Source organism: Insolitispirillum peregrinum, from assembly GCF_900156605.1.
GTDB lineage: Bacteria > Pseudomonadota > Alphaproteobacteria > Rhodospirillales > Rhodospirillaceae > Insolitispirillum > Insolitispirillum peregrinum.
This window is the reverse complement of sequence record NZ_FTOA01000001.1, coordinates 305,114-328,499: the sequence shown is the minus strand read 5'-3', so window position 1 is coordinate 328,499 and position 23,386 is coordinate 305,114. Positions and strand designations below refer to the sequence as shown.

Annotated in this window: 22 protein-coding genes; 7 read left to right on the top strand and 15 right to left on the bottom strand. The window is 61.0% G+C overall.

Annotated elements, in window-relative coordinates; translation table 11 throughout:
* Positions 1 to 84: 84 nt before the first annotated feature.
* Positions 85 to 531 (bottom strand): PAS domain-containing protein, encoded by a 447-nt coding sequence (locus BW995_RS01330; protein ID WP_076398228.1) that lies wholly within the window; start codon positions 529 to 531, stop codon positions 85 to 87.
* Positions 532 to 718: 187 nt separating this feature from the next.
* On the bottom strand, positions 719 to 1,171 hold the full coding sequence (locus BW995_RS01325; protein ID WP_076398226.1) for an iron-sulfur cluster assembly scaffold protein: 453 nt from the start codon (positions 1,169 to 1,171) through the stop codon (positions 719 to 721).
* A gap of 637 nt (positions 1,172 to 1,808) precedes the next feature.
* On the opposite strand from BW995_RS01325, the gene BW995_RS01320 reads away from it, so the two are divergent.
* Positions 1,809 to 3,566, top strand: coding sequence for an AMP-binding protein (locus tag BW995_RS01320; RefSeq protein ID WP_084194488.1), 1,758 nt, complete (start codon positions 1,809 to 1,811; stop codon positions 3,564 to 3,566).
* Between the two features lie 128 nt (positions 3,567 to 3,694).
* Positions 3,695 to 4,873: a Na+/H+ antiporter NhaA gene (gene nhaA, locus BW995_RS01315; RefSeq protein ID WP_076398225.1), complete on the top strand. Its 1,179-nt coding sequence runs from the start codon at positions 3,695 to 3,697 to the stop codon at positions 4,871 to 4,873.
* A 116-nt stretch (positions 4,874 to 4,989) separates the two neighbouring features.
* Here nhaA and BW995_RS01310 read toward each other — a convergent pair whose 3' ends face one another.
* The 3 genes from BW995_RS01310 to BW995_RS01300 all read right to left on the bottom strand — a co-directional run bounded on the left by BW995_RS01310 (position 4,990) and on the right by BW995_RS01300 (position 7,649).
* A complete protein-coding gene (locus BW995_RS01310; RefSeq protein ID WP_076398223.1) occupies positions 4,990 to 5,808 on the bottom strand; it encodes a response regulator in 819 nt (272 codons plus the stop codon).
* 51 nt (positions 5,809 to 5,859) lie between these two features.
* Entirely contained in the window at positions 5,860 to 6,552 is a 693-nt protein-coding gene (gene mobA / locus BW995_RS01305; RefSeq protein ID WP_076398221.1) for a molybdenum cofactor guanylyltransferase, read from the bottom strand.
* 449 nt (positions 6,553 to 7,001) lie between these two features.
* Complete coding sequence (locus BW995_RS01300) at positions 7,002 to 7,649, bottom strand: TetR/AcrR family transcriptional regulator (protein WP_076398220.1); 648 nt, start codon at positions 7,647 to 7,649, stop codon at positions 7,002 to 7,004.
* Between the two features lie 554 nt (positions 7,650 to 8,203).
* Between BW995_RS01300 and BW995_RS01295 the strand changes: the two genes are divergently transcribed.
* From BW995_RS01295 to BW995_RS01285, 3 genes are all read left to right on the top strand, one after another.
* Positions 8,204 to 8,791, top strand: coding sequence for a hypothetical protein (locus BW995_RS01295; RefSeq protein ID WP_076398218.1), 588 nt, complete (start codon positions 8,204 to 8,206; stop codon positions 8,789 to 8,791).
* 296 nt (positions 8,792 to 9,087) lie between these two features.
* Positions 9,088 to 11,685: a glycosyltransferase family 2 protein gene (locus BW995_RS01290; RefSeq protein ID WP_076398216.1), complete on the top strand. Its 2,598-nt coding sequence runs from the start codon at positions 9,088 to 9,090 to the stop codon at positions 11,683 to 11,685.
* 136 nt (positions 11,686 to 11,821) lie between these two features.
* Positions 11,822 to 12,277, top strand: coding sequence for a lysozyme inhibitor LprI family protein (locus BW995_RS01285; protein ID WP_076398214.1), 456 nt, complete (start codon positions 11,822 to 11,824; stop codon positions 12,275 to 12,277).
* A gap of 118 nt (positions 12,278 to 12,395) precedes the next feature.
* On the opposite strand, the gene BW995_RS01280 is transcribed toward BW995_RS01285, so the two are convergent.
* The 8 genes from BW995_RS01280 to purE all read right to left on the bottom strand — a co-directional run bounded on the left by BW995_RS01280 (position 12,396) and on the right by purE (position 19,077).
* Positions 12,396 to 14,003: a tetratricopeptide repeat protein gene (locus BW995_RS01280; protein WP_076398213.1), complete on the bottom strand. Its 1,608-nt coding sequence runs from the start codon at positions 14,001 to 14,003 to the stop codon at positions 12,396 to 12,398.
* A gap of 102 nt (positions 14,004 to 14,105) precedes the next feature.
* Complete coding sequence (locus BW995_RS01275) at positions 14,106 to 14,615, bottom strand: CHAP domain-containing protein (protein ID WP_076398211.1); 510 nt, start codon at positions 14,613 to 14,615, stop codon at positions 14,106 to 14,108.
* A 45-nt stretch (positions 14,616 to 14,660) separates the two neighbouring features.
* A complete protein-coding gene (locus BW995_RS01270) occupies positions 14,661 to 15,185 on the bottom strand; it encodes a GNAT family N-acetyltransferase (RefSeq protein WP_076398209.1) in 525 nt (174 codons plus the stop codon).
* A 49-nt stretch (positions 15,186 to 15,234) separates the two neighbouring features.
* On the bottom strand, positions 15,235 to 15,807 hold the full coding sequence (locus tag BW995_RS01265; protein ID WP_076398207.1) for a gamma-glutamylcyclotransferase family protein: 573 nt from the start codon (positions 15,805 to 15,807) through the stop codon (positions 15,235 to 15,237).
* 201 nt (positions 15,808 to 16,008) lie between these two features.
* Positions 16,009 to 16,518, bottom strand: coding sequence for a GNAT family N-acetyltransferase (locus tag BW995_RS01260; RefSeq protein WP_245821204.1), 510 nt, complete (start codon positions 16,516 to 16,518; stop codon positions 16,009 to 16,011).
* Between the two features lie 150 nt (positions 16,519 to 16,668).
* On the bottom strand, positions 16,669 to 17,271 hold the full coding sequence (locus tag BW995_RS01255) for a DedA family protein (RefSeq protein ID WP_076398203.1): 603 nt from the start codon (positions 17,269 to 17,271) through the stop codon (positions 16,669 to 16,671).
* A 90-nt stretch (positions 17,272 to 17,361) separates the two neighbouring features.
* Complete coding sequence (locus BW995_RS01250) at positions 17,362 to 18,465, bottom strand: 5-(carboxyamino)imidazole ribonucleotide synthase (protein WP_076398202.1); 1,104 nt, start codon at positions 18,463 to 18,465, stop codon at positions 17,362 to 17,364.
* Positions 18,466 to 18,558: 93 nt separating this feature from the next.
* Complete coding sequence (gene purE / locus BW995_RS01245; RefSeq protein ID WP_076398200.1) at positions 18,559 to 19,077, bottom strand: 5-(carboxyamino)imidazole ribonucleotide mutase; 519 nt, start codon at positions 19,075 to 19,077, stop codon at positions 18,559 to 18,561.
* Between the two features lie 209 nt (positions 19,078 to 19,286).
* On the opposite strand from purE, the gene BW995_RS01240 reads away from it, so the two are divergent.
* Entirely contained in the window at positions 19,287 to 20,060 is a 774-nt protein-coding gene (locus tag BW995_RS01240) for a GGDEF domain-containing protein (RefSeq protein ID WP_076398198.1), read from the top strand.
* A 41-nt stretch (positions 20,061 to 20,101) separates the two neighbouring features.
* Here BW995_RS01240 and BW995_RS01235 read toward each other — a convergent pair whose 3' ends face one another.
* Positions 20,102 to 20,311, bottom strand: a complete 210-nt coding sequence (locus tag BW995_RS01235) for a YdcH family protein (protein ID WP_076398197.1) — start codon at positions 20,309 to 20,311, stop codon at positions 20,102 to 20,104.
* Between the two features lie 139 nt (positions 20,312 to 20,450).
* Here BW995_RS01235 and BW995_RS01230 point away from each other — a divergent pair, with 139 nt between their 5' ends.
* Complete coding sequence (locus tag BW995_RS01230) at positions 20,451 to 21,575, top strand: ATP-dependent 6-phosphofructokinase (protein ID WP_076398195.1); 1,125 nt, start codon at positions 20,451 to 20,453, stop codon at positions 21,573 to 21,575.
* A 143-nt stretch (positions 21,576 to 21,718) separates the two neighbouring features.
* Here the strand turns inward: BW995_RS01230 and BW995_RS01225 are convergent, their stop codons facing one another.
* Complete coding sequence (locus BW995_RS01225; RefSeq protein WP_076398194.1) at positions 21,719 to 23,305, bottom strand: gamma-glutamyltransferase; 1,587 nt, start codon at positions 23,303 to 23,305, stop codon at positions 21,719 to 21,721.
* Positions 23,306 to 23,386 lie beyond the last annotated feature (81 nt).

The window sequence follows — 23,386 nt, the reverse complement described above, 5'->3', positions numbered from 1 at the left end:
CCGGACAAGCTCCCGATAGGACAAAAGAACCATAAACAGACCGGGTACGCAAATCAGAACAGCATCGCCTCCGCACAGCCGGGCTTATGATCCGTTCAGGCGGTACGCGCAGACCAGCAGTTTTTCAACATCGCCCTTGCCATCGAACAGCGGCAGGACCAGCCGTTCCCACGTCTGCACATCACCACCAAAATCCGCCGTATAGACGCGGGCAGCGGGGATGCGTTCCTTGGTCACGCGGTCATATTCTGCTTTCAGGATGCTGGACTGTTCCGGTGGCAGGCTTTCGATCGACTTGCCGACCGTATCGGCATGGAACGCATTGCTGAACGACCGTCCATAATAGGCATAGGTGAAGTCACCCCCATCCCGCGAGACATCCAGCAACACCAAATTGTCGATCCACGGCCGAAGGTCAGCCGGATCAAGATCAGCGGCCACCGGCAAACGACTTCCGTCGCACAGGCTCAGCCAGAACTGGTACAGATCCTTAAGTTGCGGATGGCGCAGGATGAGGACGAGGCGGCTCATAAAGAGACATTCCCATATGGCAAGAGTGGATCATGGCAAACCTGTGTACGCCATACCAGACTCGGAGACAAGAGCGACCGCGCACAATTGCGTCCACAAGGAAACTTAAAATCTGGTGTACGATCGTGTTTTTTCGTTTATTTTCCACAAGATCGAAAGAAACCCTCAACTACCGCCTTCACAATCATTATTGCTGTTTTGCCAGGGCAGCTTCCATGGCTTTGACAATGGTATCAAAGGGTAACAACGCCGAGCCGTGTCGAGCCGGCACCATCTGGGCGGGCTTCAGGACTTCCAGATCGTCCCACTTCCCCCCCGGCAATTCATCACGGGCTTCGCGCAGCATGGCCTTGACCGAATCGCGCACGGCTTTCAACTCGTCCACCGTCGATCCCGGAGCACAGCCAATCACGATCGCCGCCGCCGCCTCGGCCAGCGAGCAGGCCCGCACCGTAAAGCCAATCCGGCTCAGCCGCTGGTCCTGATCAAGCAGCACATCAAAAGTAATCTGGCTGCCGCACAACGGGCTGCGCTTTTTCACCGAGGCATCGGCGTCGGCAAGCGGGTGATCTTCTTTGACCTGCGCCCCCAGCTCTTTCAGCCGCGAGGAATACAGATCGAGCAAAGCCGGATCAATCATTGGCCGTCCTATTGATAGCAGGCGAACCGTCATCAGGAGATGACAATTAACGCATTGCTTGTAAAGCAAATTCATCGTCGCGGATACTGCCATCCGCCCGGGCATCCACTCGGGCATCCGCTCGCGATTTGCCCTGCTTTTGTTTTGTCGCATTGTTTTTGCGAAAACCGGTTCCCACGTTTCGCACAACGCTCTGATCCTATCACTGAAGCCTTTCACCTGCCAAAGCAAAGCATTCCATCAAGCACAGTTCAGCCCCATCCCATGGCGCGGAGAAAGCACAGGACGCCCCCACCCCTGATGTGCTATAGAAAAAGCCTGAAGTGCCTGACGACAAACACAGTTGGCGAACACGGTTCTGGTGACCGACACGGCAGACAGCGGCCAGAGCAGTGAGCGCAAAAGCGGTTCCGGTTTTGCGAAAAATTACTGCGACAAAACAAAAGGTTAGACCAACGCGCCCACGTCAGGTTTACCGCACGCTGGTCTAACACCGCCCGTCCGTGTCGCCCTGCTGCCGAGTTGAGAGTGTCGCACACCAAAGCAAGTCAAAGGCGGCATTCCGACCCGTTGATCTGTCGCATCGCGCGCAAAGCCGGATGGTCTTTTGCGCACGGTGCTCTGGAGGTGATCTGGAATGAGTATTGTCCCGCCCCCTTCTCAGACCCTGCCGTCCGCGACCATGCCGATCCGCCTGTCCGCAGGCCATCCGTGGCGGGCTCTGGCTCCCGGTGTTGACTGGGACAGCCCGTTACTGCACCGCCCCCTGACGGATATTTTTGACCATAGTGCGGCCTCGTTCCCCGAACGTCCCTACCTGACCTTCATGGGGCGACAGTGGAGCTATGGTGACAGCGCCCTGATCATCGAACGGGCTGCCATCGGGCTGCAACAGATCGGCGTCCGTCAGGGTGTGCGGGTCGGCCTGTGCCTGCCCAACACCCCCTATGCCCCATGGGCCTACTTCGCCGTCCTGAAAGCCGGAGGCACCGTTGTCCCGCTCAATCCGCAACAAAGCGACCACGAGCTGTTCCAGCAGCTGGGGGATACCGAATGCCGGGTTCTGATCACCCTGAACCTGCAGCAAATGTTGCCCCGCATGGATCGGGTAGCCCCGGATTGCGTCAAGACCATCATCAGTTGCCCGATGGCGGGCATTTTGCCGCCGTTGCGCAAACTGTTCTTCACCACTTTTCAACGGTCGCACCACAGCCCGTTGCCGGACGACCCACGCCACCTGTCGTGGGATGAAATGCTGGCCTCGCTGGACAGCGCCACATCCCTTGACATCCCCGGGATCTCTCCGGATCAGGACGTGGCGGTCATCCTGCATACCACCGGAGGCAGCGGCCTGCCCAAGGCTGTGATGCTGTCGCACAGCGCCCTGTCGGTCAACACCGAACAGCTCCGCCGCTGGTTCCACCCTTGTGTTCCGGGGGAAGAACGCTTTCTGGCCATCCTGCCGTTCTTCCACAGCCTGGGCATGACCGCGGTCCAGAACCTCGCCACCGTGCTGGGAGCCGAACTGGTGCTGTTGCCGCGCTTTGATCTGGATCACTGCCTGCGGACCATCTCCAAAACCCGGCCAACGGTGATGGTTGGCATTCCGGGCATGTATGGTGCCATCACCACCTGCAACGAACTGGAAGCCTACGACCTGTCGTCGTTGCGCTATGCCGTTTGTGGCGGTGGTATCCTGCCGCTGTCCGTTCAGGAGACCTTTGAGAGCATCAGCGGCTGCCGGATGATCGAAGGCTATGGCCTGACCGAAGCCGGCCCGGTAACCCACTGCATGCCGCTGGTCGGCCCGCAACGCCACGGCGCCATCGGCCTGCCCCTGCCCGGCACCGAAGCACAGATCAGGGCCCCCGGCCCGTCATCACAAAGCCTGCGCTCAGGATCGATTGGCGAGCTGTGGGTCAGGGGGCCGCAACTGATGTCCGGCTATTGGCATCGCCCGGAAGAAACCCGCACCGTCCTGCGGGACGGCTGGCTACAGACCGGTGACAGCGCCTGGCAGGACGAGGAAGGCTATCTGCATTTTGTCGGTCGCAGCAGTGACTCGTTCCACGTTTTCGACACCATTTTCTATCCGCAACAGATCGAAGCCGCCCTGCTGAAGCATCCGATGGTGATCGAGGCCGCCTGCCTGCGTGCCAGCCCGGATAATGAAGACCCCCGGCCGTTCTGCTTTGTCGCCCTGCATGACAGCCATCGCCCGGACGAAATCCCCGACACGATCGACTTGCAGGCATTCCTGCGCGACATCCTGCCGTCATCGACCCTGCCTCAGGCGATCGAAATCTGGGGAAAGCTGCCGCGCACCAGCAACGGGAAAATCTCCCGGCAGGCATTGGAGGATTACCTGAGGAAAAACAGGGATGCCCCCCCGTAGCCCCCATTCCCGCCGCCAGCCCCAAAATTCTAAACATTTTGTAATTTTTATCCTGACAGGGCTGCCATCACCCCCTATATCGGCAGGACCGCTTGCTCACGCCCATTCAGACAGGAGGAAATCATAGCGTGCTGTCTTTGTTTGATCGCTTTTTAAAACTGGAAGCTGCCGGAGGCATCTTGCTGGTTCTGGCAGCCATCGTTGCGCTGTTCTGGGCCAACAGCCCCTATGCCGACAGCTATGTCGCCATTCTTGACGTCCCCGTCGCGGTCAGTTTCGGCACAGCCGGTCTGGCCAAACCCCTGTTGCTGTGGGTCAACGACGGCCTGATGGCGCTGTTTTTTCTGGTCGTCGGGCTGGAAATCAAGCGTGAAGCCTTGCATGGGTCGCTGTCCTCGCTCAGCAAAGCCTCGCTGCCGGCCATCGCGGCTCTGGGGGGGATGGCCTTTCCAGCGCTGGTCTATTGCCTGTTTTCGCTGGGTAATCCCGCCACGCTCAGCGGCTGGGCCATTCCTGCGGCAACAGACATTGCCTTTGCCCTCGGCGTGCTGGCCCTGGCCGGGCGCAGCATCCCGCTCTCGCTGAAAACATTCCTGCTGGCTCTGGCGGTGATCGACGATCTGGGCGCCATCATCATCATCGCCCTGTTCTATACCGCTGAATTGTCGGTGATTTCGCTGGCTTTGGCTGGCGTGGCCATCGTCGCCCTGTTTACCCTGAACCGGCTCGGCGTCACCCGCCTGACCCCGTACCTGCTGATCGGGGCCTTCCTGTGGGTTTGCGTGCTGAAATCAGGCGTTCACGCAACGCTGGCCGGGGTCATTCTGGCCTTTGCCCTGCCGATGCGTTCGGCGAATGGGGCGCACAGTCCCGCCGATCACGTCGAACACACCCTGCACCCGTGGAGCACCTATGCCATCCTGCCGTTCTTTGCCTTCGTCAATGCCGGCGTCAATCTGGACGGCATCGACTGGAGCGCCCTTGCCAATCCGGTGACGCTGGGGATTGCCTTTGGCCTGTTCGTCGGTAAACAGGCGGGCGTCATGCTGTTCAGCCTTGCCGCCTGCCGCCTGAAGCTCGCCCGCCTGCCCGATGGTGCCAGCCTGATGCAGTTCTATGGCGTTGCCATTCTGACCGGCATCGGCTTTACCATGAGCCTGTTCATCGGCACCCTTGCCTTTACCACCCATGGCTACGAAGCCCCCGTCCGCCTTGGCGTGCTGGGCGGCTCCCTGCTGTCGGCAGTGATCGGCTTTGTGGTCCTGAAGGTCGCAACAGCCCGGACGAAGTCCGTATCAGGCAGCTAGAGCCGTGAGCGCAAAAGTGGTTCCGGTTTTGCGCACAACGCTCTAACCCACTGGACGAAGGCACGGAGGACCGTGGAGCAACGCCCCATGATCCTCCGTTTTCTGAACACCAGACCTCACACCGGAGGCAGGCGCGCCAACCAGCTGTCAAGTTCCTGCAGCGTCTGTTCATAAACCATCGGAACCGTTGCCGCAGCGGCCACCGCTGCCTGTCCTTGCGGTTTAGCACCGTCACGAGGATCGGCCAGCGTCTCGATTTTCTGCCCCAGCAGAAACAGACCCCGGAAGCCAAAGTTCGATGCTGCCCCCGCCAGCCGGTGCGCGGCCTTGGCCAGAGCCAGCGGAGCCTGCTCCCCCTGATCACAGGTGGCTGCAACATCGGCGACCGCCCCGGCAATGCTGCGCTTGCCAAGTTGCAGGATGGTGTCAAAGGTTGAGCGCCCCAGCGTCCGCAGACGCTCTGCAATAAAGTCCTCATCCAGAGCAGCCTCGTCTCCCCGCAGGGCTGACGCCCCACCACTATCGACGCTGACCACCACCGGCGTACTTTGCAACACCGAGGCAACCGCCATCCGGAATTGTTCCAGCTGGATCGGCTTGGCAACCACACCATTCATGCCGGCCGCACGATAGCGTTTGATGTCATCGGGAAAAACATTGGCCGTCAGGGCCAGAATGGGCACCTGCGCCCGCAGCGGATCGGGAAACGCACGAATTCGGCTGGCGACATCCACCCCATCCATGTCCGGCAAGCGGATATCGAGCAGGATCAGGTCAAAGCGCTCCGCCCCGCTCATGTCCAGAGCTTCGCCCCCGGTCACCGCCTCGCTGACCCGATACCCTTGTCTGGTCAGGAATGCTGCGGCAACACGCCGGTTGACCAGAACATCCTCCACCAGCAGGACGTGATGAGATTGAGAAGTGGATGACGTCATCGGAAACCCTCTGCGCAATACCGGACAAACGCGGCAATGTTCTGTGGTCGTTTATCGTTCGGAAGAAAGCGGCATACCGGCAACGGATAGAAACGTACCGGCCCGTTTTAGATCATCAGGCTCATTGATATTAAAAAACGGGTCTCCACCGTTTGCATCATCAATCGTCCACTCGACCCCGATTGCGCCTTGCTCACTCAGCCAGCGACCAACCCGCCGCTCTCCGGCGGCCACCGCACGCCACAGAACCGGCCGCAACCGAACAGACCACACCGAGGCAACGGGATGGGAACGCCCTCCCGAAACGGCATGGGCGGCACAGGCCCCGCCGTCCGCCACATGGTGGTAAAGACGGGCCACATAGTCCAGCGGAATGAAGGGTGTATCACCGGGGAAAACGGCTAGCCATTCCAGCCCCAGACTCTCCGCCCAGCCCAGAGCCGCCAGAATGCCAGCCAGCGGGCCAACCCGTCCGCCACGATCATCCGGGCGGAGCAATTGCGGCGGATCAACCAGCAACGGGCCGGGAAAACGGGCAAAAGCGTCCCTCGTCGCCGATGACAAATGGTGTACAGACAAAGCCAACATCTGCACCTGAGGCTGGGCCCGCCGCACGACATGATCAAAGATCGTATCCGGTCCCAACGGCAGCAACGGCTTGGGGACCGTCCCCATCCGCCGCCCGGCTCCCCCGGTCAGGATGACACCGGCAATATCCTGTGCATCGGCACTGTTTGACGTCATGCAGTCCTCTTCCACGCGATAAAAACTGTCTGCACCACCCCGAAACAGGACACCACAAACGACTTTTTGACACCACTACGGGCAGGAGAGCATGGCTCGCCAGACGCGAAATACGCTAGACCAGCGTGCGTTAGAGCATTTTCAAGTTGACCGTCGACGGTCAACGGCTCGGAAAACGCTCTAAATCTGGCGCCAGAGTACACGACAAACAGGATCACGGAGCGCTGCTCCAAACCTCGCCGGGGCCTTGAGGCCCCGGATCCCATTAACTTGATTTTTAAAGAAAAATGGGGGATTGGGGGCATCGCCACCAAACGGGTTTGGGCGGTAGCCCACACTAATCCGGCAGACTGTCCTGTCCTGTGATCTGACGCAGGCACGCTGGTCTAACTTTTTGTAGTGCCGCATTGTTGTTGCGAAAGCCGGTTCCCACTTTTGCGCTCACGGCTCTATGCAGCGCCAGCGCCCGCCCTTGTCGGGTTCAGCCCCGACAGCAGGCTGTCAAGCACCACATCCAGCATCGCAGGTGCAGGCGCCCACGGGAATGCTCCCGCCCCGATATGCAGGGCCACCACGCCATGAACCGCGGCCAGAACGCTGTGTGTCATCAGGCGAATCTGCTCGGGCTCGGGCGCAGTATCGGGCAGCGCCGCCGCCGTTGCAGCCAGCAAAAGATCGTGAACCTTTTGCACACTGTCGTCACCGACGAACGATGCCCGCTCATCCAGATACTCGCGGTCATTTTCCATGAACATGCCACGGAAATGATCCGGCTTGCCCAACCAGAAGATGGCATAGGCAGCCAGGACGTTGCGCAGCACCCTCAGCGGTGCGGCATCGGGTGTCTCAAAGGCTTCGCGGACGCTGTTGTACAGCCCGACCATATCTTCCCGCCAGATTTCCCACAGCAAATCCTGACGGCTGGAAAAGTACAGGTAAATCGTTCCGGGGCTATAGCCTGCCTCGGCCGCCAGCCGCCGCATGGTCAGCCCGTGCGCCCCGGTGGTCGAGAACACGGTGCGCGCGCAGGCGAGAAATTTCTGGCGGACCAGTTCCTGATCTTCGGGCGATCGCGCCCTGGCTCGTCCTCGTGACATTACCCCCTCCCCAGGATAATAAACCCCTAAACCGGCCAAGGATGCCATACAACCATCATCATTCATAGATGATCATCGTACACTTATCCGGACAGCCGCGGGAAGAGTTGGCACAAGAGAAACATCAATCAAGAAAATTCCACACACGGACAGAATTCAGCCAAAACGATCCATTTCGCCGACGACCAGAGCAGCCCCCAGCACCACCAGAGCCAGCACCAGCAGGATCCCCATCGCGAGCAACCCTGAATCCGGTTTCTTTTGCATTCCCTTTTTCCTCTCTTTGTCCTATGTCATCGATACGATCCGATTCGATCATGCGCCTCGTGCACCGGACCACGCGTCCGCAGGACATTTGCCTGACCCGCGGCGCACAGTCTACACGGACACCATCCTGAAACACATGAATTCCGGCACAGACAGCTTCCATGCATTGATACAATGCAACAATCATTGAAAGATGGGAGTGAAGTGTCATAATGGGCAGCCGTGTTCTGTACTGCCTATTGCGTTAATCCCTTTCACATTGTCACCCCGCATCGGGAATCACGACCATGACCTTTGCCCTTCGGGCCTCCTCCCTCCTGAATTCCGCCACGTCTTCGATCGCCGTTCTCCGCCGCACCCTGCCGGCAGCGCTGGTTGTTGGCGGCCTGAGCTTTGCCCCGGTCGCGCATGCCGCCGACCCGGCGGCCCCGCAGGCCCCGGCCACCGCTCCGCAAAAGAAGGACGCGGAAAAGGCTCCGGCCAAGGCCGAAACCAAGCCTGAAGCCAAAACCGAAACCAAAACCGACGCCAAGGGCGACGGCAAAGCCACCGATGCCAAGGCCACTGCTGCCGCAGCGGCCACCGCCAAGGAAGAGCCGAAGGCTGCCCCGGCAGCACCGGCCCCCAAGGCCCTGCCGCCCGAGCTGTCCGGTGAATGCGCCTGGACCGGCAAGCGGGTCGTCAGCTTGCTGGCGCGCGACGATGTTGATCAGGCCAAGCGGTTCATGGAATTCTACCGCCTGTTCAACTGCAAGGAAGCCCACATCGCCCCGACCTTCCGCTGCGTGATTGCCGCAGATGCCCAGCCGGCTCCGGCGGGTCAGGAAGTGGCCTTTGCCGATCGCGTTGACCATTGCTGGGAAAGCGGCGAGTAATCGCCCTTCGCCGCCCTCTGCTCGCGGCGTCCTGACCAGAGCAGCGAGCGGAACGGACATGACACAGGATTGCGGGGGAAGGCTCTGAAACGAGGCTCCCCCGTTTCCGTGCCAGCCCTGTTTCGGTACCAGAACAACAGCGGGCCCGCACAACTGGAAAGCCGGGTCTGTGCGCCGCTGAATTGCCATGTTTCTACGGTCCCATACCGCCGGTGCCAATGGCGGGGGCGGACTGCCTGCCAGGCTTTGCTAAAGGACTCCCCCTGAAACGTGGGGAGACGTGGGGAACCCATACCATGAAGCGTATTGTCGTTGCTGTCCTGTTGGCCGCACTCTGCCAGATTGCGGTCTGGAAAGTGGCCACCATTACCGTCACGCCACCGGATGTCGGTGGCGCGATCGCCTCTCTTTCCTTCAGCCCGTTCCGCCCCGGTGAAAACCCCGAGGACGGCGACAAGGTTTCCCTCGACCGTCTGGATCACTCGCTCGAGGTTCTGTCCCACGTCACCCACAACATCCGCCTGTACGCCAGCCGCGGCGGGCTGGAACTGGTGCCGCAGGAAGCCCGCAAGTTCAACCTGAACGTCGCCGTCGCCGCCTGGCTGTCCGGTGACAAGGAAGAAGACCGGGCGGAAATCGAGCGGGCAATCAAGCTGGCCAATACCAACTGGAACGTCCGGGCGATTTACGTCGGCAACGAAGCCCTGCTGCGCGAAGAAGTCACCCCCGACGAACTGGTCGCCTATATCCGCGAAGTCAAGAGCCGGGTCAGCGTTCCGGTCACCACCGGGGAAGTCTGGCACGTCTGGGCCAAATACCCTCAGCTGGTACGCGAAGTCGATTTCATCTCCTCCCACTTCCTGCCGTACTGGGAAGGCGTGCCCGCCAATCAGGCGGTCAAGGTCGCCTTTGACCGCTATGACCAGTTGCGCAAGATGTTCCCGGGGAAAAAGGTCACCATCGGGGAATTCGGCTGGCCCAGTCAGGGTTATAACTTCAAGGCCGCCGACACCGGCCCGGCCGTTCAGGCCGAGGTGATCCGCGCCTTTTTGCGCGAAGCCCGTCAGCGTAATGCCGATTACAACATCATCGAAGCCTTTGACCAGCCGTGGAAGGTCAACGAAGGCTCGGTTGGTGCCTATTGGGGCATGTTCGATGCCAACGGCGTGCTGAAATTCTCGCTGGAAGGCCCGGTGAAGGTCGATTACCGCATCGTGGCGGTGATGGCGGGGGTCATCGGCGTCCTGCTCAGCTGGATCGGCCTGCGCCGCCGCAACCCCACCCTGCCCCATGCCATCCTCTATTCGCTGGCGGCCAACGGCTTTGCCGCCGGTATTGCGCTGGCGGCCTATTACCCGTTCACCAACTACATGAACTTTGGCACCGTCATCATGTGGTTTACCGGCACCCTGCTGGTGATCCCGCTGGCGATCATGACTCTGGCCAAGGTCAACGAAATCAGTGAAGTGCTGCTGGGCCGCGACCCGCTGCGCCTGATCAAGACCGATGCCGTCCGCGACCCGGCCCTGCCGTGGCCGATGGTGTCCATTCACGTTCCGGCTTACAAAGAACAGCCGGAAATGCTGAAGCATACCCTTGATACCTGCGCCGCGCTGAATTACCCGAACTTTGAAGTTCTGGTGATCATGAACAACACCACCGATGCCTTTTACTGGCGTCCGGTGGCCGATCATTGCGCCGTGCTGAACGAAAAGATCGGCCGTGAGGCATTCAAGTTCTGCTATCTGCCCAAGGTCAAGGGGTTCAAGGCCGGGGCGATGACCCTCGCCTATCCGATGACCGATGCGCGGGCCGAAATCATCGCCGTGATCGATGCCGATTACGCCGTTGACAGCGATTGGCTGCACGAACTGGTCCCGGCCTTTGATGATCCGAAAATTGCCCTGGTTCAGGCACCGCAGGATCACCGTGACGGTGACGAAAACCTGCTGAAGACCATGATGAACTGGGAATACGCCGGATTCTTTGACATCGGCATGGTCCAGCGCAACGAAGACAACGCCATCGTCGCCCACGGCACCATGCTGATGCTGCGCCGGACAGCCTTTGATCAGGTCGGCGGCTGGTCCACCGACACCATCGTCGAAGACACCGAACTCGGTCTGCGCCTGTTCGAAGCCGGTTGGGATGCCACCTATACCAACAAGCGCTATGGCTGGGGCCTGCTGCCCGATACCTTCAAGGCCTTTAAAGTCCAGCGCCACCGCTGGGCCTATGGGGCCGTGCAGATCATTAAAAAGCACTGGCGGCACATGCTGCCGAAATCCGACACCCTCAACAGCAAACAGAAAGCCCAGTTCGTTTCCGGTTGGGTCTACTGGCTGTCCGATGCCCTTGGGGTGGCGGTGGCAATCCTGAACCTGATCTGGGTGCCGGTGATCGTGTTTGTCGGCATGGTTCTGCCGATGATGGCCCTGACCGTGCCGATCCTGACCAGCTTTGTGGTGAACGTGTTGCACGTCGTGCTGCTGTACCGCAAGCGTGTCAAGGCCGCCGTCCCCGAAATTGCCGGGGCCGCCATTGCAGCGATGAGCCTGCAGCTCGCCGTGTCCGATGCCGTTCTGACCGGGGTGGTCAAAGACAACCTCGCCTTTGCCCGTACCGAAAAAGGTGGTGCGGCTGGCAAGGGCAAGACCCCGAAGGCCAAGCTGACCGACAGCCCGGTGTTCTGGGAAACCACCCTCGGGATTGCCCTGCTGTGTGCGGCGGGTCTGCTGTATTTCAGCAACCAGTTCCACATCACCGAACAGAACGTCTTTGCTGCCACCGTTGCGGTGCAGGCCATTCCGTTCCTGTCGGCGACCGTAATGCGTTTTATTGAGAAGCGTCTGCTGCAGAAAAAGGCAAAAGCCGCTGCCGCCAGCGCAGCTTGATCTCCTTGTGCTTCCGGGGCGTGATCCGGTGCCAGGCACTGTGCATCATGCCCCGGGTCGTTGTAGTGTCGCATCGGTGATGCGGAAAACCGGCAACACCGGTTCCGCCCGACGCTCTGAGGACGTACCCGTTATCATGCTGAACGCTACCCTTCTCCACCCTGCCCGCCGCTGGGTTACGGCTGCCCTGATTGCCGGAGCGATGAGCATCCCGACCATTGCGGCACCTGCCGTCGCGGCCGAACCGACCCCGCCCGCCCACACCCTTCAGAAGCCCGGTGGCGGCACCATCGATTGCGATGCCACCGATCAGGACAATGAACTGCTGGCCTGTGCCCGCAAGGATCTGGAAGCCGGTCAAAAGCGTCTTGACGTTCTGGTCAAGGAAACGATGGCCAGCCTGCCGCCCGAAGGCAAAACCACCTTCGAGGCAGCACACAAGGCGTGGGTCGCCTATCGTGATGCCGATTGCCGCTGGAATGCCTATGATATCGAAACCGGTCGCTCATCGGACCTGATCCTGATGAGCTGTCTGGCCGACCTGACCATCAGCCGCATGGAAGAACTGGAAGCGGGCATCAACCCGCAATAACCCGAAACCAGTTTGGTAGCGATGCCAGCAAGCTCCCATTTTTTCCTTTATGATCAAAGGAATGGGGTCTGGGGCCTCAAGGCCCCGGCGAGGTGTGGAGCAGCGCTCCACGTCCTTGCTATCTTACGGGCTTGTACCACTCCAGCGCGGCCATCACCTGCTGTAAAACCGGCCCCCAGGGATCCCCTGCCGGGGCCGGTTCCGTTTGACGGAACAGCCGTAACGTCGAATACCACGGGCTGTCATCGCGCCCGATCAGCCAGCGCCAGTCGCTGGCCAACGGCAGCAGCCCCCACACAGGCCGCCCCAAAGCCCCCGCCAGATGCAGCACGGCGGTATCAACACTGATCACCAGATCCAGCGCCATCAATGCCCGTGCAGTGCGGCTGAAATCACTCAGCCATGGCCCCAGATCGTCGCGGAAGCAGGCAGCCAGCTCGGGGAGGAAAGCCTCCCGGTTATCCGGGCGCTGGAGACACACCCAATCGACCATCCCGCTCGACCGGTGCAGCATCTCTCCCAGCCGGGGCAAGGCGATCGAACGGGCGGCATCCCCTTCATGGGACGGGTTTCCCCGCCACACCAGCCCGATTTTCTTCCGCCCTGCGCTCACGGTCAACGGCACCGGGTCTCCGGCCGGGGCGGTCAGATAGGGCGCAGGCGGAATGTCCGCAGCGTCCGTCACCCGCAAACAATAGGGCAGGCTCATGGCTGGAACCTGATACTCCACCTCGGGCAGAGCCATATCCGGCCCAACAACCGCATGAACACCTATAACGCTGGCACACAGGCTTTCCAGCCCGGCGTGGGCCTCCCAGATCACCTCGGCTCCCCGTGCGGCCAGAACGGCGGCAAAGCGCAGCATTTGCAGGGTATCGCCCACTCCCTGTTCCCGTGCGACCAGAATACGCTTGCCAGACAGCTCGGCCTGCCCATCCCACGGCGGGATGTCCCGCTGTTGCAGCAAGGCACGCCCCCGCCGGAACCGCCATTCGAAAGCCGCGAATCCCTCGCGATACTGCCCGTGCGACAACAGGCTGGTGGCAAGATTCCAATGCGCTTCGGCAGACTCCGGAGCCAGCTCGACCGCTTGCCGATGAAGCTGCAACGCCTCGGCAAAGCCCCCCCGTCGCCGCAAAACCCATGCGAGATTCAGCAGCGGCGCTTCCCATCCCGCTGGCCCCAACCGCATGGCAGTCCGCAGAGCAGCCTCAGCCCCCTCAAGATCATCAAGACGCGCCTGCACCAGCCCGTAACTGAGCCACAGGTCGGCAGACCGGGGCCACAGCCGGACGCCATCGTCCAGCACCTGCCGGGCACGCAGATAGCATTCCTGCCGCGACAGCAGACTGCCTAACCCCTGATACGCCGCCTGAACATAGCTTTCCCCCGCCAGAACCCGTTCCCACAGGGTAACGGCCTCGTCCAGACGCCCCAAATCCCGCAGCGCCAAAGCCTGTAAATGAGTCGGCCAGCCTTTCTGCATGGTCAGGCTTTCCGCATGCCGGGCACAGTCGAGTGCAACACCGGGCCTTTTCAGGGCGATTGCCAGTTCGGCGGCCTGCGCGGTGACGTGATACTGCTGCTCGCGGGTCAGCTCATTGGTCTGGGCCACAGCGGCCTGCAGCAACGGCGACAGCAACAGCCAGCCGCGTTGCAGCTTGCCGGCAGTGACCGCTTCCGCCACATCAGCCAAAATTCCGTCAATGACTGTTGAATTCAGCATTGCACATCACCACGTCCTATAGTGACCCCTGAAAGCACAACGAGCGCACCCGTTTTTCCAACGGATACGCTCGCCAGAGACGATCGTGCTCAGTGCAGGCTGTCAGCCACCCGGACGAACGATGCGGGCGGTCGCAGCCGACGGGGAACGCTTGGGATAGATAAAGCCGTTGGTCGGGTAGGTGGTGTTGCCGTAATCCCCGATCGGGGAGTACCACACGCGGGTTTCGGTCCAGTCGTTGTTGGGCGAAACGTCAATGATGCCAACCCCGGTATCGACCTTGCCACGGCGGCCCATGCCCCAGTTGGCGTGATCGACGATGATCTTGCGGTTGGAAACCACCTGCCGGACCACGGCGACGTGACCACGGCTCATCGAGCGGGTCTTCTTGAACACCAGCACCGAGCCGGGAGCCGGGCGCTGGCCTTTGTTGTAGATGCCACTTGCGTTCTGCCACCACTGCCAGGCATCGCCTGAGACTTCGATGTCAGAAACAGACCGAGCGTAGGGAACACAGCTCCATGCAGCCGCCTCGGCAGACGGCGCAGACGCCACCGTTGCACCGACAAGAAGGCAAACTGTCAGAATCCAGCGCGAGATCGTCTTTGGCATGCTACTCCCACCTGTTTTCTGGCCTGGGATCAGGCCCGTTTTCGTTTACACCGACGCCCCATACGCAGGCACAGCCGGTTCAACCATCCCGGAGACGCTATTCAGCACCCCATCTTTCAACTCAAGTCCTAAGAAACGGTTTACATCAACCGGTCCAGGCAACTGTAATCCTTCGGCCAATGATCTTTTGAACCCGAAGCGGCTGTAATAGGGCTCGTCCCCTACCAACAGCACCGCATCCCAGCCCATGGCTTTGGCGCGAGCCAAGCCCTCGGTCATCAGCAAGGTACCGACCCCAGTGTTACGCAATCCGCTCTCAACTGCAATCGGTCCCAACAATAAAATCTTCTCCATCTTTCCGGTGGCGGTGCGAATGTGCACCGGCCAGAAGCGGAGCGTCCCGCGAAACTCGCCGTCTTCGGTTTCTGCCACCAGCGACAGGCCCGGGATAGCGGCAACCCCTTCACGCAACCGGTAAACGGTCTTTTGATGGCGATCAGGGCCAAAGGCGACTTCCAGCAAATCCTCAATCAGGTCCGCGTGGTGCGGGGCTTCGTTCACAACATGCATGGTACAGGATATCCGAGCGATCTGGTTCCAACCGCCCGAACATCGTCATTCAGGCGGCGCAGCGTATCCCCTCCCCGGTGGAGAGGCGGGCGACGGCGCGAGCTTTGATGCCATCCCACAGCGCCCCGCTCAGGTCACTGGCCGCAACGGACCCGTACAGGGCCATCGTCTCGGCAGCGATGTTCAGAGCCAGGGGCTTTTCCTGCGCTTGCCAGTACGCATAGTCCCAGGACTGCGGACGCGGCGACAGCAGCGCAGTGGCAAAAAATGCCCGCGCGGGGGTTCGTCGTCGTCGGTCACTGTCCAGATGATCCACCTCGCAGGGTAGCAAGGCGTAGGCGGGGCCTTCGAAGAAAAGAATCCGGTCAAGGTCCCGTGCAGTCAGGCCATGAACCAGCAGCCCGTCAACGGTGCTGATGTCATCCTGAACCACGATCGGGAATACTTCGTCCTCGACGCAACAGCGCCGATAGCCGGGCAGTACGGCGGCAGCATGCCGCAGGTGCTGGCAATCGCCCAACACCACCGCCAACAGATCCATGTCCATCAGGCTGCCGAAAACGAACAGCGGTTCGTCTTGGGCAGCCTGACCGGCGTGCTGGATGGCGAAGGAAGGCGTCATGGGAAGAGTAAACCAGTGCGGTGAAAGAACGGCCACTAAGGTAACGGATCGGGAATAAGGGATACAATCCTTTTTCCGCCGCTAAACAACATTTTCTGCTGGATACCCCACCCACGGGCGCAAGGCAAGTTTTTTATTATAAAACAGTGAAATAGGGTGCTATCTTAAGGTAGAACAGGATAATCCGGCATGCACGGTGCCCTATGCAACAGACACAGGGCGCACCATGTACGCCGCATCGGCATCATAGCTTGCCAGTTTCTCTGCCAGCAGCGAATCCGGCTCCAGTACGGTAAAGCCTTGCCGCAACCAGAACGGCACCGACCCGTTCACCGCCGTCAACGCCAGTGGCCCGATCGCCAGTTCCCGCCCCAACCTGTCCAGCCCGGCAACCAGCGAGGCCCCCAATCCCAGCCCCCGCGCGGCAGGCAGCAAGGCGATATCGTGCAGATACAGGCAATCAGCCCCTGCCGGAATGCGCTCCAGCAGGCTGTCCAGCGGCGGCGGGCGCAGCAAAACGCCCGGATGGCTCAGCGTATAGCCCAAAAAGGCTCCATCGGCTCCCTGCGCCATGAAACAGCCCTGCGGAAACACGGTCAGCCGATCGGCCAGCACTTCGGGCCGTTCGGGGTAATTCGGATGAACCACCTCTGCGATGGCAATCACGGCCGACAGATGCTGTTCCTGCATCGCAATCCAACGAGCCTGCACGCGTTTTCTCCCTGCCCAAAATCCCGTTCATCAAACATACAGCATGAAAAGCATAAAACACAAAAACCCTCCACACCAGACTGTGGAGGGTATTGTTCGGGGGACAGCAGCACGCTCGACTGTCACCGCAGGATCAACAAGCCGACAGGATCATTCCGCCGGATTGCCGTTCTTTTCCGTATTCGGGTCAACCACGGCCGTCGTCTTGCTCCCGCGCCGCTTGCGCCACAGGGTAAAGATCGCAACCGCCGCCGCAAAGATCGCCAGCACGGCCAGCGCCTTCATCTGATGCTCGCCCATCACCTTCTCCAGCGCCTTGCCAAAGAAGTAGCCACCAAAGGTAAAGGCCAGAGCCCATAGCGTCGCAGCAATCAGGTTCAGCCCCATGAACTTCAGACGAGGCACCCCGGACATGGCGATCACGAACGGGCTGACGTTGCGCACCCCGTAAATGAAGCGGAAAGACAGGATGAACAGGACTTCGTAATTACGCACCAGGCGGAACGCCCAGTCGATTTTCCCGGCCAGTCCCGGCCATCGCTTCAGCAGGGGCGTGCCATAGCGGCGGCCGATGGTGTAGTAAAACTGGTCACCGCAAAAACTGCCAAAGACGGCGCAGGCGATGACGGCTTCGAGGTTCAGGATGCCTTGATAAGCGGCAATCCCCGCAAGAATAACAATGCTTTCCCCCTCAAGGAAAGTAATGATCAAAATCGCCAGATAGCCATAGGTACTGAGCCACTCTTCGATCACCGGCCCGCCTCCGTCTGCGCCAACTGGCGTTTACCCTGTCCTTTGCCCACCGCTGTTCTCCCGCGTCGGGCTGCTGCTAAACGGCAGCCCTTATGGTTTTAAGTAATTGACGTGGCCCATTTTTCGGCCTTCACGCGCTTCGGCTTTCCCATACAGGTGCAGCTTTGCGGTGGGGTCTTGCAGCAGAGCCTGCCACTCTGCCACATCGTCCCCCAAAAGGTTCTTCATCACCACCGGACACCGCAAATCCGGGCTGCCCAGCGGCAGACCACAGACGGCCCGCACCAGTTGCTCGAACTGGTCAGTCACTGCGGCATCCATCGTCCAGTGGCCGGAGTTGTGCGGACGGGGCGCCATCTCATTGACGATGACGTGGTGATCGGCAACGAACATTTCAACTGCCAAAAGACCAATCAGCCCCAAACGCTCGGCGGCGGTGATGGCAATCCGCTGGGCTTCCGCTGCCACCCCGGCAGGAATAGCTGCCGGAACGGTGGTGGTATCGAGAATGTGGTTGCTGTGAACATTCTCGGCCACCGGCCACACTGCCGTCTGGCCGTCTTCCCGGCGGGCCACGATCACCGAAATTTCACGCTGGAAGGCCACAAAACCTTCGAGGATTGCCGGAGCAGGCTGGTCCGCCGCCGTATCCGGGCACCGCAAGGTCGCCCACGCCTCGGCAGCCTGTTCGGCAGAGGTGATCTTGACCTGCCCCTTGCCATCATAGCCCAGCCGGGCCGTTTTCAGAATGGCCGGAACGCCAATGGCGGCAATCGCTGCTTGCAGGCTGGCGAGATCGCGCACCGGACGCCACGGCGCCGTTTCGGCAAAGTCACCGAAAAAGGTCTTTTCGTTGACCCGGTCCTGCCCGACTTCCAGCGCACGCGGGCCGGGACGCAGGGGAATCTGGCTTTCCAGCAGACGCAGCGCCGATACCGGAATGTTTTCAAACTCCAGCGTCACCACATCCACCGCGGCCGCCAGTTCGGCCAGTGCCGTCGGGTCATCATAGGCCGCAACGATGGTGCGGTCGCTGACCAGAGACGCCGGGCTGTTTTCTTCCGGGGTCAGGATGACGCAGCGATATCCCAGACGCGCCGCAGCAAGGGCGGTCATCCGACCCAGTTGCCCACCACCCAGAATACCGATCGCCCCCCCCGGAGGAACCATCACCGACACAGACGAACCAGTCATCACAAACGCCAATCCTGACCTGAACACACAAAAACCTGAACACGCCAAGGGGAATATTACGCCAGTCAGCGCAACATTACACCTGTCGCAACATTACACTTCGTCAACCGGTATTTCGGCCACCGCTTCGGTCTGGCGGGCGCGAAAATCATCCAGTGCCGCCGCCACCGCCGGGTCCTGCAAGGCGATGATCGAGGCCGCCATCAGCGCAGCATTGATCGCCCCGGCACGGCCAATGGCCAGCGTCCCCACCGGCACGCCAGCCGGCATCTGAACGATCGACAACAGGCTGTCCAGCCCCTTCAGCGCCTTGGACTGCACCGGCACGCCAAACACCGGCAGCGGGGTCATCGACGCGCACATCCCCGGCAGGTGCGCTGCGCCACCGGCTCCGGCAATGATCACCTTCAGGCCACGGCCACGGGCGGTTTCGGCATAGGAGTACAGACGCTGCGGCGTGCGGTGGGCACTGACAATGCGGGCTTCGCAGGACACGCCCAGCGCCGTCAGGGTTTCAACCGCATGACGCATGGTTTCCCAATCGGACTGACTGCCCATAATGATGCCAACCTGGGGAGCGGAGGATTGGTCCTGAACCGGAAGGGTGCTCATCGAAACCTGCTGTTTTCTGTTGCGCCTGGCAGAGCCAGCGTGGCCTATGCCGGAAAAAACGGCATTATAGAAAGCATACGCCGGTTTGCAACTGTTGCCGGGTGACAGTTTCCCGACAATGACACAAAAAGCAGAAAATACCCCGGAAACGCCCTATGATAATGCGTTGCACCCAACACTTGGCATCCTGCACATGCCCCGGAGGTCCGATGTCAGAAATCCCCCGCCCGCAGGCAACCGACGCCGTAACCTGGCCACACCATGGCAATAGTGGGGGCCGCCGCTCGCCCTATGAACAGTATCAGCAGGCAGCCAGCGAAAACGACGGCAGTCCTGCGATGATGCCAACCGATGATCTAAGCGCCCTGAGCGAAGGCTTTCTGAACCTGCCGCCCGCGGTCCACAAGATCGTTCAGGGACTGGTGGTCGAGCAGGAGGGCTTGCGCCAAACCATCTTGCAGAATGAAGGCCGGATCAGCTTTCTGGAGCAGCTTTCCGACCAGCACGCCTACATGCCGGTCCTGAACCGCCGCGCCATCCTGCGCGAGGTCAGCGCCTTTACTCACCAGCCCCAAACGCCCTACGCAGACAGCACTGCCGCCATCGGAGCAGTCGCCCTGTTTTATCTGGTGAATTTTGAAAAACTGCACCGTCACAATGGCTTGATCGAAGCTGAAGACGCCCTGATTCATCTGGCCCGTCAGGTCGCAGGGGCCGTCCGGGCATCGGATCGGGTCGGATCAGTCGGCGGGGCGGGCCTGCTGGTTTTGATGCCGGGCGCATCCCTTGATGGTGCCCAGACACGGATCGCCCAGTTACTGGAAACCCTCAGCATGCGGGTTCTGACCCTGCGCGACGGATTGGTCTCGCTGACCGTGCGGGCCGCGGTGATGCCCTTGCAGGCCGGGGATGAGGGTGAACAGGCGCTGGCCGCCGTTGACGAGCTGCTGCGCACGTCCCTTGCCACTGAAAACCTGCTGTAAACGGCGGACATCACAGCGGAAATGCCCGCCAAATCCCCTGATCAGGCGATAATGTCGGGCAGCAGCTTGCTTTCCAGCCGCAGGATTTCATCTTTAAGCATCAGCTTGCGCTTTTTCAGGCGGACCATTTGCAGTTGATCATGGGGGCCGGAGTCCACCACCTTGCTGATCACGTCATCCAGATCACGGTGTTCGGATTTCAATTCAGCCAGACGCATTTGCAATTGCTGCACGGTTTCATCATCAATCATGGGGCAGGCACCACATGGAAAAGGGCAGGACAGAGTCATTGATTTGACACTAGCAGATGCGGAGCGAAAACGGTATGGCTGGATGACGGGCTCCGTGTGAAAATCGTGACACGGCAAAAACAGCAGGGGTAGCAAAGACATGAACAGCGGTATCCGCACCATCGGCGTCCTGACCAGCGGCGGCGATTGCGCTGGCCTGAACGCGGTCATCCGGGCCGTCACCTACAGCGCCATTCAGACCTACGGCTGGAAAGTCTATGGGATCATGGATGGCTCGATGGGCCTGATCCAGCGGCCATTGCAGTTCCGTGAACTGACCATGGGAACCTTTGGCGGCAATTATCTGCGCGAAGGCGGCACCTTCCTTGGTACCACCAACAAGGGCGACCCGTTCAACTTCCCGATGCCCGATGGCACCATCAAGGACCGTTCGGAAGAATTCGCCGAAGGCTGCCGGATGCTGGGCCTTGATGCGCTGGTGGTGATCGGCGGCGACGGCTCGATGCGGATTTTGTCCCGCCTGTGCGAACGCGCCGGTATCGGCATGGTCGGCGTCCCCAAGACCATCGACAATGACGTTCACGGCACCGACTATGCCGTCGGCTTTGCCACATCGATCAATGTGGTCACCGAAGCCCTCGACCGCCTGCAACCGACTGCCGCCAGCCATCACCGGGTGATGATCCTGGAAGTGATGGGCCGCGACGCCGGACACATTGCGATCAATTCGGGTATCGCCGGTGGTGCCGACGTGATTCTGGTCCCCGAAGTGCCCTATTCGCTGGACGGCGTGGCCCGCAAAATCCGCACCGTGCTGGCGCAGGGCCGCAGCCATGCGCTGGTGGTGGTGGCCGAAGGCGTCAAGACCGAAAGCGGCGAGCCGTTCATGATCAGCTACAGCGGTGGCCAGCAACGCTATGGCGGCATCGGCAACTACCTGACCGAAAAGATCGCCCAGATGACCGGTGCGGAAACCCGCGTCACCATTCTGGGGCACGTCCAGCGTGGCGGCATTCCGTCAACCCGCGACCGCCTGCTGGCTTCGGCCTTTGGGGTGAAAGCGGTTGATCTGGTGGCACAAAAACAGTTCGGCACCATGGTCGGCTGGCAAGGCCGCAGCGTGGTGGCGGTGCCACTGGAAAAGGTGTGCATTGGTCCCCGCTCGCTGGACCCCTGTGGCACGATGGTCGGCACCGCCCGCGGGCTGGGGATTTACGTCGGCGAGGAAATCTGTCCGATCGAAGACCCTGCGGCTACTATCTAATCCTGCCGTTAGAGCATTTCTCGGTCTCCAAGGATCACGATAAATGCTCTAATGGATTGTTATATAAGCAAATACGTCGTCGCAGATGTGTCCATCTGCTCGGGATTTGCTCTAGAGGGGCCATGCGTGGCCCCTCCCCCGCTTTACACCAAGGCTTCGGCTCCATTCCGGCGCGGATCGCCAACGGCGGTAAGCACCCCACGCCCGTTGCGCTCGACGGCATGAACGCCGCCGAAATACATGTGCAGATCATCCCACACACAGGGCGTGCGCCAGCGGTCGCGCAGGTCATCGGGCATATCCCGCTCGCAGCCAAAGCGGGCGTCGTCTCCACTGCCTTCGACATGCAGGCGAGGCCGGGTGATCGCCTCCTCCAGCGGCAGGTCATAGTCGAGCAGATTGCACAGAACCTGCGCCAGCGCCGTTCTGATCCGTGACGATCCTCCTGCCCCCAGCGCCATCTCGCGCCCGTCGCGGTGCCGGATCAGGGTTGGCGCAAACAGGGTTGCCATCCGGCTGTTGCGCTGCCATTGCCCGACGCCATCAGGCATCAGGTCCATCACCCCCAGCATGTTGTTCATCATGATGCCGGTGCGGGGAATGACATAGCCCGAGCCTTCGCCGTTGGACAACGTCATGGCTGCCACGTTGCCTGCCCCGTCGATAACCGAAATATGGGTGGTGCCACGGCGGGCGGTCGGACGGTTTTGCAGGCGCTGGCGGTACAGGGCCACCGTCGGTTCGGCCAGCAAGGACCGGTCGTACTGATCGGCAAAGGGAGACGGCTCCTCCAGTGCCGCCTCCGAGGTCAGGGCAAAGGCCTCGGCCAGTGTCCCCCAGTGATGCGGGCTGCCCCAACCGGGCGAGCGCCTCTGGCTGCCATCGAGCAGGGCGAGCGAAAACGCCAGTTGCAAGCCTCCCAGCGACGGCGGCGGACTGATCCAGACCTGCTGCCCGGCATAGCTGCACTCCAGCGGTGCCCGGCTTTCGACCTGATAGCGCAACAGGTCTTCCCGCCGCAGATGGCCGCCATCGCGCTGGCAATCCGCAATCAACCGACCACCGATTTCGCCCTTGTAAAACAGGTCCGGGCCTTCCAGCACCAAGGCCTCAAGGGCGTCGGCGAAATGCCAGCTCCTGATCCGCTCCCCCTCCCCCAACGGGCGACGCTCTCCGACCACCGGGGCACCGTCGGCGGCGGTGGTCGCAGGCTCCTGCACGGTAAACATCGCGGCACTGTCCTCTGACAGGGCCAGCGACGGCGCTACCATCGCCAGCATCCGCGCCTGAAAGGCATCCACCTCGACGCCTTCAGCCGCCCATGCCAGCGCCCGCGCCGCCACATCACGCACCGGCATCCGCCCCAGATCCTGATGAATGGCAAACACCCCTGCCACCATCCCCGGCGTGGCGATAGTGCCCAGACCACCCCACATCGGCGGCATTCCGGCGGCCTGCAACTGGTGCCAGTCCTGTTTGTCATCGGGCAGGCGCTGACGGGGGGTGTGAGCAAAAAAATCATAGAACCACGGCTTGGCATGGGCCGGGCGCGCCAACAAATACCCTCCACCGCCCAAAGAGGCAAAGACCGGCTCGCACAGACACGCCGCCAGAGCCGCCCCCAGCACGGCATCAAAGGCGTTACCGCCATCTTCCAGAATGCCGCGAGCGGCCTCAGCCGTAAGGGTATGCCCGGCGGCAACCGCTCCGTTCGCCTTTCCACTGACCATCGTCAATCCTTTGCGCGTTCGTCCCGATCGACTTGCCACTGTCCGGCCTGTCGTGAACCAGGCAGCGTCAAGACTTCGATG